Source organism: Paracoccus sp. M683, assembly GCF_007096355.1.
Taxonomy (GTDB): Bacteria; Pseudomonadota; Alphaproteobacteria; order Rhodobacterales; family Rhodobacteraceae; genus Paracoccus.
In genome coordinates this window covers 1-8,616 of the sequence record NZ_VKDF01000036.1, presented here as the reverse complement: position 1 = coordinate 8,616, position 8,616 = coordinate 1, and the positions used below count along the sequence as shown (strand labels likewise).

General features: G+C 63.3%; 9 protein-coding genes. 3 read left to right on the top strand and 6 right to left on the bottom strand.

The features are described from left to right. The coding region (locus FNJ84_RS22285; protein WP_221932030.1) for a hypothetical protein at window positions 1-186 on the top strand (186 nt) is incomplete at its 5' end. Window positions 187-447: 261 nt separating this feature from the next. Here the strand turns inward: FNJ84_RS22285 and FNJ84_RS21365 are convergent. The 3 genes from FNJ84_RS21365 to FNJ84_RS21355 form a co-directional block, all read right to left on the bottom strand. Beyond that, window positions 448-939, bottom strand: a complete 492-nt coding sequence (locus FNJ84_RS21365) for a ferritin-like domain-containing protein (RefSeq protein ID WP_143795223.1) — start codon at window positions 937-939, stop codon at window positions 448-450. Between the two features lie 90 nt (window positions 940-1,029). Beyond that, entirely contained in the window at window positions 1,030-3,090 is a 2,061-nt protein-coding gene (locus tag FNJ84_RS21360; protein ID WP_143795222.1) for a catalase, read from the bottom strand. 100 nt (window positions 3,091-3,190) lie between these two features. Beyond that, entirely contained in the window at window positions 3,191-4,420 is a 1,230-nt protein-coding gene (locus tag FNJ84_RS21355) for an FAD-binding oxidoreductase (protein ID WP_143795221.1), read from the bottom strand. Window positions 4,421-4,604: 184 nt separating this feature from the next. Between FNJ84_RS21355 and FNJ84_RS21350 the strand changes: the two genes are divergently transcribed. Together FNJ84_RS21350 and FNJ84_RS21345 are read left to right on the top strand one after the other, a co-directional pair. Then, window positions 4,605-5,021, top strand: a complete 417-nt coding sequence (locus FNJ84_RS21350; protein ID WP_143795220.1) for a CopG family transcriptional regulator — start codon at window positions 4,605-4,607, stop codon at window positions 5,019-5,021. A 31-nt stretch (window positions 5,022-5,052) separates the two neighbouring features. Continuing rightward, complete coding sequence (locus tag FNJ84_RS21345) at window positions 5,053-6,171, top strand: PHB depolymerase family esterase (RefSeq protein ID WP_143795219.1); 1,119 nt, start codon at window positions 5,053-5,055, stop codon at window positions 6,169-6,171. A gap of 425 nt (window positions 6,172-6,596) precedes the next feature. On the opposite strand, the gene FNJ84_RS22575 is transcribed toward FNJ84_RS21345, so the two are convergent. From FNJ84_RS22575 to FNJ84_RS21325, 3 genes are all read right to left on the bottom strand, one after another. Next, window positions 6,597-8,102 (bottom strand): Hint domain-containing protein, encoded by a 1,506-nt coding sequence (locus FNJ84_RS22575; RefSeq protein WP_185968644.1) that lies wholly within the window; start codon window positions 8,100-8,102, stop codon window positions 6,597-6,599. Between the two features lie 63 nt (window positions 8,103-8,165). After that, window positions 8,166-8,390: a hypothetical protein gene (locus FNJ84_RS21330; RefSeq protein ID WP_143795218.1), complete on the bottom strand. Its 225-nt coding sequence runs from the start codon at window positions 8,388-8,390 to the stop codon at window positions 8,166-8,168. A 127-nt stretch (window positions 8,391-8,517) separates the two neighbouring features. Next, window positions 8,518-8,616: transposase domain-containing protein (locus FNJ84_RS21325; RefSeq protein WP_143792218.1), on the bottom strand; the 99-nt coding region annotated here is incomplete at its 5' end.

Below are 8,616 nucleotides of genomic sequence, written 5' to 3'. Positions count from 1 at the left end.
GGCGTGGCGACCGCCACGAATATTTTCGCGCCATGCTGGATCATCACAACGACGCGCGCGACCTCGCCGCGCGCCATCGTCTGTGAGGACGAAACGATGATCTATGAATTGCGCGATCAACCAGCAGGTCGGGCGGGAAGCCGACATGCGGCGGCGCGGCAGGGCAGTCGCGGCAATCTGGGTTAGCGGACGTTCGTGCCTGGCCCAGCGAGGATCCACGATTAGCGCGAGGAAGCTGATATGGTCGGCTGCCGCCGAATGTCATACGATAGAGCGGAGTTTGCAGAAGTAAGCTTATGCCGCTCTTCGGCATGCTGATCGACGGCCCGCAATCACCATTCTCGTCGTGTTGGTCAGGGGGGCGGCGATATGGCGAGTTCGGTCACCCGACATGAAAAGAAGCCCGCCTGCAGGGGCGGGCTTCTGAACGTGGCTTCCGGCAACCGGTTACTTCTTCGAAGCCTTGCCGGAGGCGTTGATGGCCGTCACCGCAAGCGCGGTGAGCTTGTTGTTGGCGGCCTTCTCCTCGTCGAGGATCGAGGTCAGAAGCGTATGCGCTTCCTCATTCCCCAGCACCTTGGCCCATTCGCGCAGCGTGCCATAGCGGGCGATCTCGTAATGCTCCACCGCCTGCGCGGCACCGATCAGCGCGACATCCAGCGCGTGGCCGCTGGCTTCCTCGATCAGGCCGTCAGCCTCTTTCAGAAGGCCATCCATGGCATCACATTTCTCGCCCTTCGCTTCCTTGCCGATCGACTTGAAAACGGCTTCGAGCGTCTTGATGTGCCCCTTCGTTTCCTTGAGATGATCGTCCATCGCCTTTTTCAGCTCGGCGCTGCTGACCGCCTTGGAAACCTTGGGCAGCGCCTTGGACAGCGCGTTCTCGGCCCAATAGATATCCTCCAGCGTATGTTCGAATGCGTCGTTCAGCGTCTTCATCGGATACTCTCCCTGGTTGTGTAGACGTTGTTGAACCGGCGCCTGGAACGTTATCCATGTGCCTCCCGGACTGTCACGGCACTGCCGCGATCAGGCCAGTTCACGGACCTTCGGCTCGCGATCCCAGTATCGCAGCTTGGCCGCCTCAGGCAGTCCGTCCAGGTCGGTGACGCCCTCATCCGGCTCGACACCGGCCCGGTCCATAAGCGCCTTGGCCCCTTCGGTCGCGCCGATGGCCTTGAGATGCGCGAAGGCATCCGACACGAACGCCACAGCCGCACTATCCTTGGCCAGCTTGGCCGCCGCCTCGGTCGTCAGCACCAGCGCCACCGCGTCGAACAGCACCGAGGGCGAGCCGGCCAGTTGACCGTCGGCCTTCATCCGGCCGCCATCCAGCGTCAGGCCACCAACCTTCGGCGCGATGGTGAAGACGGTGCCCTTGGCGGATTCGACCGCCTTTTTCAGTGCGTCGATATCGGCCTTGCTGGACTCCTCATCGAAGAGGATCGCGACCTGCCGGCCTTCCAGCGTCGGTTTCCAGTTCTTCTGGATCGACAGGGCGTCCGACGGGTCCAGATCGACCGGCGCCTTGAACGGCTTGGCCGGCTTCGGCAGGTCCATGCCGATGCCCTTGGCGACGCGCTTGCCGAGATCGGGATGCACCACCTGCAAATGGCTGAGCATGCGTTCGCGGACATGATCCAGCGAGACCTTGGACAGTTCGAACACGATGGCCGAGGCAAGATGCGCCTGCTCGTTTTCGGTCAGCGAGTTCCAGTACATCCGCGGCTGGCTGTAGAAATCGCCGAAACGTTCGTCGCGGATTCGCAGCTTTTCGCCCTCGACCCGCTGCTCGGCGGTGCGAAAGCCGGTGCTGACGGGGCGCGGACCGGGATCCTCGCCCGCCTCGTTCAGGCTGTTCGGCTCGTAATTGGCGCGACCCTTCGGCACATGGGTCTGCATCAGCCCATCGCGCTGCATATTGGCGAAGGGGCATTTCGGCGCGTTGATCGGGATCTGGTGGAAGTTCGTCGTCCCCAGCCGCGATTTCTGCGTGTCGAGATAGGAAAACAGCCGGCCCTGAAGCAGCGGGTCATCGGTGAAGTCGATCCCCGGCACCACGTTCGACGGCAGGAAGGCTGCCTGTTCGGTCTCGGCAAAGAAGTTGTCGGGATTGCGGTCCAGCACCATGCGGCCGATCACGCGCAGCGGCACGACCTCCTCGGGGATGAGCTTTGTGGCATCCAGCACGTCATAGGGAAGCGAGTCGGCCAGTTCCCGATCAAAGATCTGCACCGCGAACTCCCATTCCGGGTAGTCGCCACGGTCGATCGCTTCCCACAGGTCGCGACGGTGGAAGTCGTTATCTGCCCCCTGGGTCTTGGCCGATTCGTCCCAGATCACCGACTGCGTGCCCAGCTTGGGCCGCCAATGGAACTTGCAGAAGGTTTCCTGCCCCTTCTCATTCACCAGTTTGAAGGTATGGACGCCAAAGCCCTCCATCATCCGCAGGCTGCGCGGAATGCCGCGATCCGACATTGCCCACATCAGAGTGTGGAAGGTTTCGGGCATCAGCGAGATGAAATCCCAGAACGTATCATGGGCCGAGGCCGCCTGCGGATAGGCGCGGTCGGCCTCCATCTTTACCGAATGGATCAGGTCGGGAAACTTGATCGCGTCCTGGATGAAGAAGACCGGGATGTTGTTGCCCACGAGATCCCAGTTGCCCTCGTCGGTATAGAACTTCACCGCAAAGCCGCGCACGTCGCGCGGCGTGTCGACCGAACCGGCGCCGCCGGCCACCGTCGAGAACCGGGTGAAGAGCGGCGTCTTCTTGCCCTTCTTCGCGAACAGGCTCGCCCGGCTGAGTTCGGGGATCGGATCGGTGCATTCGAAATAGCCATGCGCGGCCGAGCCGCGCGCATGCACGATCCTCTCGGGGATGCGCTCGTGGTCGAAATGAAAGATCTTCTCGCGCAGCACGAAATCTTCCAGCAGGGTCGGCCCGCGCGATCCGGCCTTCAGGCTGTTCTCGTTATCCGAGATCGGAACGCCGAAATTCGTCGTCATTGCGGGCGTATCGCCGCTTGCGATCTGATGCGTCTCGCCTGCGTTTCCGGTGTCGGTTGTAAAGTCCTTGTCCTCGGCCATCGATCCTGCCTTTCAGAGGGGGCCTAAAGCTTGGGCGCCGCGCGCTTGGCACGTCGCGCAAGCAAAACGGCTGAGGTCACAAGTGGTTCCACCGATTAACTTATCTGAAAGCGAAAACCGCCTCGTCCGGATCGGCGCGCCCTGCGATCTTCGCGGCGATGATCTGGGCGCCGATCACCGAGAAGGTGATGCCATTGCCGCCGAAGCCCATGATCGTGTGGATGCGGCTGTATCCGGGCACCGTGTCGACGATCGGCAGCCCGTCCTTTGTCACGCTGAAGGGCGCCGACCAGGTGTAGGCAGGCGTGCCGATATCCACGCCCGTCACCTCGCGCAGTTTCTCGGCGATGACCTTTGCCTTCCGCGCCAGCTTCGCGGGGTCCGAGTTGGTGCTTGCCGCATCCTCGTCCTCGCCGCCCGCAATGATCCGGCCCGACGCATCGGTCCTGAAGTAGAGATAAGGCTCGGCAGCCTCCCAGACGATGGTGGCCCGCATCCAGTCCGGCAGGGTCTTCATCGGCCGAGATGCCAGCGCCCAGGTCGAGGTGACGCTGTGGGACGGGCTTCGCATCTGCGGCAGATGTTCATAGCCGGTGCAGAAGACGGCGTGATCCGCCGTCAGCACCTCGCCCTGTCGCGTCGCCAGGGCAATCCCGCCGGGAAGTTCGGCCAGATCGGTGATCTCGACCGGCGAGATCACCCGCGCCCCGCGGCTCATTGCACAGGCCAACAGCCCCGCCGTCAATTGCGCCGGATTGGCCGAGGCCGAATCCGGCGACAGGATCGCCGCCTGTCGGTCGATTCCGAAGCGCTCGATCAGGGTCGCGCGGTTCAGATATTCGGCGGCGATACCAACCTTGGACCGCGCCTCGGCCTCGGTCTGCAAGGCGCGCTTGCCCATCTGGTTGCCGGCCAGATACAGCGCCGGCTTGCGCTCCATCGAACAGTCGATCCGCAATTCCCTGACCAGATCCACCAGATCATTCGTCGCCTTGACCGAGCGGAGCCATGCCGCAGCGGCTTTCTTCGGGCCGATCTGCTTTTGCAGCTGGGTCAGCGGCACGTCGATCTCGTGCTGGATCATCGCCGTCGAGGCCGGGGTCGAGCCGCGCACCGGCGGGCGGCGGTCGAGGATCAGCACCGACCGCCCGGCCCGCGTCAGCGCCTCGGCCATCAGCGCGCCGCTGATCCCCGCACCGACAACGATCACATCGACATGACCGGCATCCGCCTCGCGCTCGGCCGCCACGGTCGAATACGGCGTCTTGACCCAGAACGGGGTGCCTGTCCTGAGGTCATCTTTCAGCGTCTCGGCGTCGCGATCTGGCATCTCTCTCTCCGAACAGGGCAATTCGCATCTGCCAATGCGCCGTGAGAAGAAACGTTCCGTTCGATACTCGAAAGACGCTGCGGGGGCTCGGGCTAGCGGATTGATTTTTGCAAGTCCGGACTGGTCAGTACTTGCAGGGACGCCAAATTCCTTCCATAAACCATCCACACGGATGGATAAGGCCATGCAGAACATCACCCGCCTGCCGGAACGACAGTCTGAGCCCGAAAAGATCACGATCAATCTCGGCCATGTCGATCTCGGCCGCATCGACCTGCTCGTACGCGAGGGATTTTATGCCAACCGGACGGATTTCATCCGCACCGCGATCCGAAACCAGCTGACCAGCGAGGGCCGTTCGGTCGCGCAATCGATCGACCGCCACCAGCTTGAACTGGGCCTGTTCGACATCACCCGAGCCGATCTCGAGGCCATCGCGGCGGCCGGGGAAAAACTGCACCTAAAGGTCGTCGGACTGGCGCGGATCGCGGCGGATGTCTCGCCGGAGCTGGCCCTGTCGACGATCGGCTCGCTGAATGTGCTCGGCTCGCTTCAGGCATCGAAACCCGTCAAGGCCGCCCTCAAGGACCACATCACCTGAGGCTTTGCGCCTCGCGAGAAGGAAGAAACCGGTGATTACTGATTTCGCGACGGCCATGCGCCGGGCGCTTGAAAAGACGCGCGCCAACGATCCCGCGGCTGCGACCGCGCTGATCCAGGAAGCCCTTGCGGGAAAGGTGCCAGCGGGCAAAGGGCTGGCGGGCAAGGGGCTGACGGGCAAGGGACTGGCGCTTCCGGGCGGCCTCGAAAGGCCAACCCCGCAGGCCCCGCTCGAATACCCCTTGCCCGCCAGCCTGATGCGCGATGGCTGCAAGCCCTGTGCCGGTGGCGGTTTGATGCAGGGCCTGACCCTGCCGCGCCTGCCAGCTGGCGGAAAGATCGAGGTGCCGGAGGGCGCCCGCTATGAAAGCCGCATCCATTCCGGCCCCGCCGGGTCGCGCGGCTATACGCTCTATATCCCGACCAGCCGCCCCGGAGGGTTTCGTGGTGTCGTGCTGATGCTGCATGGCTGCACGCAGACGCCCGACGATTTCGCGCGCGGCACGCGGATGAACGAGGCCGCCGAGAAAGACGGCTTTGTCGTCGCCTATCCCGAGCAGTCGCGCGCCCATAATATGCAATCCTGCTGGAACTGGTTCCGCCCGGAAGATCAGGCCCGTGGCCAGGGCGAGCCGGAAATTCTGGCCGGAATTGCGCGCGCGCTTCTCGCCGAATTCGATCTGCCGAGGGATCGGGCCTTTGTCGCGGGCCTGTCCGCAGGCGGCGCGATGGCCGCGATCCTGGCCGAAGCCTATCCGGATCTCTTTGCCGCGGCGGGCGTGCATTCCGGCCTTCCCACCGGCGCGGCCAGCGACGTTGTCTCGGCCTTCGCGGCCATGCGGGGCGAGGGCCGCACCAGACCCCGGTCGCAGAGAACGCCGATGATCGTCTTCCACGGACTGGCGGATGTGACGGTCGCCCCGGTCAACGGCGCTCGACTGGTCAGCGGCTCGGGCGTCGAGACACGGCATGAGGACAAGGGCCGCACATGGTCGCGGCTGGTCGACAGCGATGGCTCGGAACTTTGGCGCGTCGCGCAGGCAGGCCATGCCTGGTTCGGCGGCGATCCCGCAGGCTCCTATACCGATCCGCTCGGGCCGGACGCCTCGGGCGAGATGCTGCGCTTCTTTAGGCAAGTGGTCGAAAATTGACGTTGCACGTAGCGAGACCAGTTCTCGCCGGGAGACAACCGAGGAGACGAGACAGATTGACGCATGGCCTGTCCAAACAGATAAGTTTACCTAAGCTGTTATCGAAGCCATATTGTTGCGAAATAGTTCTGTCCCCCCGAGGAAAGAGTAAGCCCCGCCTGTTTTGGCGGGGCATTTTTGTTTTCAACGGTCCAGTTGGGCGGTTGTGAGTAGTAGATGCCTGACATTGGACGTGGAAAGGTTTGCCGGGGCCAAGCAACGGCTACCCAAAAGTTCGGTTTCCCGGTTCCTGCAATCACCGCGCGGCCAGTTAGCCCCCCCCGTCTGTTCGCAGACTCCGGGGCCGAATTCTCTGCCGAGATCACGCCCGGGCCGTGAGACGTCCTCCACTGCCTTGCGACTGGTCACACAGTCTAGCCCTCTCCTCAGACCTCTCCCACCAGTGGCTTGCGGTTCTGCAGGTGACGCATCGCCAGTTTGCGGCCCTGCCGGCCCGAGACCAGTTCCCGCGCCGGGACAGGAGAATGCTCAGGAGCGCGAAGTTCAGGGAATATCCTGAAGACCTCCTCCAACGCCGCCGGACCAACCGATTTCAGCGCCTCGGCGCCGGTGAAGAGCGATTCCGTTTCCGCGCCATTGGCCAGGACGATCTGGTGGGTATCGAAGAGAAAATGGACATAGGTCACCTCGTCCAGATCCTGCGCCACGTCGATGCCCTCGACCTGGCAGAGCTGCTTGGCGGCCACAAGCACCTCTGGTGTACCAAACATTTTCTGGGCAATGCGCGAGCGCACCAGAATCCGGTGCTGGGGCGAGACGACCAGATCCGCCGTCGGCCGGCCCGCGCCAAGCGCACCCTTGCAGATGCGGATCGGGCGCAGCTTCGGATGTTCGGCCAGCATCGCCGCGTCCAGCCGGCGCGCGCTGATCCAGCGGATCGCCTGCAGCCCGGCATCGCGCGTCTCTACCAGATCGCCGACCTTGAGATCGCCCGCCGCCACCTCGCCCGAGGCGGTGCAGATACCGGCATCGGCGGCAAAGCAGAGGACATTGGTATTGTCCCAGGTCAGGTTGGCCCCCGCCACGGCCGCGCCGCCATGGCGAATGATCAGCCCGCCCGCCGATTGCAGCACGCCATCGGCCTGATCGGCCCGGAGCCAGCCAAGCGGCGTGGCGTAATTCGTGCCATTCGCCAGGTTATAGGCGGCCAGGTTGGCGGCGTTGTAATATCCGCTCAGATCGACGAAGTCGTTATTCGCCTGATTGCCATCGGCGATGTTCTGCCCGGTCGCTGTGTTGAAATCGGTGATGATATCGGCATCGCCGGCAAGGAAGGTGTCGAAGCCCTCGCCCCCGGTCAAACTGTCCGTGCCGGCCCCGCCCTCGAGCCGGTCATTGTCGGCGCCGCCGCTCAGGCTGTCATTCCCGGCCCCGCCGCGCAGCGTGTCGTTACCAGCACCGCCGAAAAGCGTATCATTGCCGGCCTCGCCCAGAAGCGTGTCATTGCCGGCGCCACCCTCGACGATGTCATTGCCCGCCCCGGCCGAGACCGAGTCATTGCCCAGCCCGGCGCGGATGTAATCGTCATTGCCGGTCATCCCGGGCAGGATGGCATCATTGGCATCGACCCGGTCGCCGGCCCCGTCGATATAGCCTTGACCGATGACGTTGTTGCCGTCGGTGCCATCGACATAGCCATCTCTGAAGGGCAGCAGATTGCGTTCCGCCGTGATGCCGCTGAAATCGCTGATGTTCGAGGGGTTGTTTGGGACCGAAACCGAGATGATCGCAAATTCGGTGATGGCCGACTCACCCGGTTCGCTGCCGACAACCGGCGGCGGCATCAGGAAGACATTGCCGCTCACATCCTGGATCAGCCGGACCGGTACAGTAATGGTGCGGGTCGCACCGCCACCGATGGCCTGGACCACCGATACGTTATAGACCCGGATCGTCGAGTCCGCTTGCAGCGTGTAGGTCGTGTCGTTCAGCGTCTACGTGATATTGTCCAGCGCTCCAGTCCCGCCCGGCTGGTTGTGGTTCAGCGAGACGGTAACGCCGGTGCCGCGGTTGTCGTTCAGCGTCACCTGGGTACTCTGCGAGAAGAGCGGCGTCCCGCCGCTTCCAAAGACCCGGTTCCCAAGAACAGCGCCAACGTTCTCTGCGGTGTTGTTGGTCTCGGTGGGATCCATGTCCGCCAATTGGCCGAGATACAGCATCTGCTAGGTAAAGCTGGGCATGAACATGGCCTCCAAAAAAACCACTTCACATACATCCGCGATAGCCGTCGAGCCATCGGAGATATGCCGTTCACTTCGTAAGCGGTCGCAGAACAGCACGGTCAGCTTAGCTTGACGGCTTGAAGTTCCACGGCAGCAGGTCGTCGAGGCGGCTTTGAGGGTGGCCGTTGGCAATCGCGGTCAAGGTGGCCCTTAGATATTCGAA

What these genes read in the sequence shown, in the direction of transcription:
- FNJ84_RS21355 (WP_143795221.1), bottom strand. Translation starts at nt 4,420, where the DNA reads ATGCCAGATCGCGACGCCGAGACGCTGAAAGATGACCTCAGGACAGGC.
- FNJ84_RS21350 (WP_143795220.1), top strand. Translation starts at nt 4,605, where the DNA reads ATGCAGAACATCACCCGCCTGCCGGAACGACAGTCTGAGCCCGAAAAG.
- FNJ84_RS21360 (WP_143795222.1), bottom strand. Translation starts at nt 3,090, where the DNA reads ATGGCCGAGGACAAGGACTTTACAACCGACACCGGAAACGCAGGCGAG.
- FNJ84_RS21365 (WP_143795223.1), bottom strand. Translation starts at nt 939, where the DNA reads ATGAAGACGCTGAACGACGCATTCGAACATACGCTGGAGGATATCTAT.
- FNJ84_RS21330 (WP_143795218.1), bottom strand. Translation starts at nt 8,390, where the DNA reads ATGCTGTATCTCGGCCAATTGGCGGACATGGATCCCACCGAGACCAAC.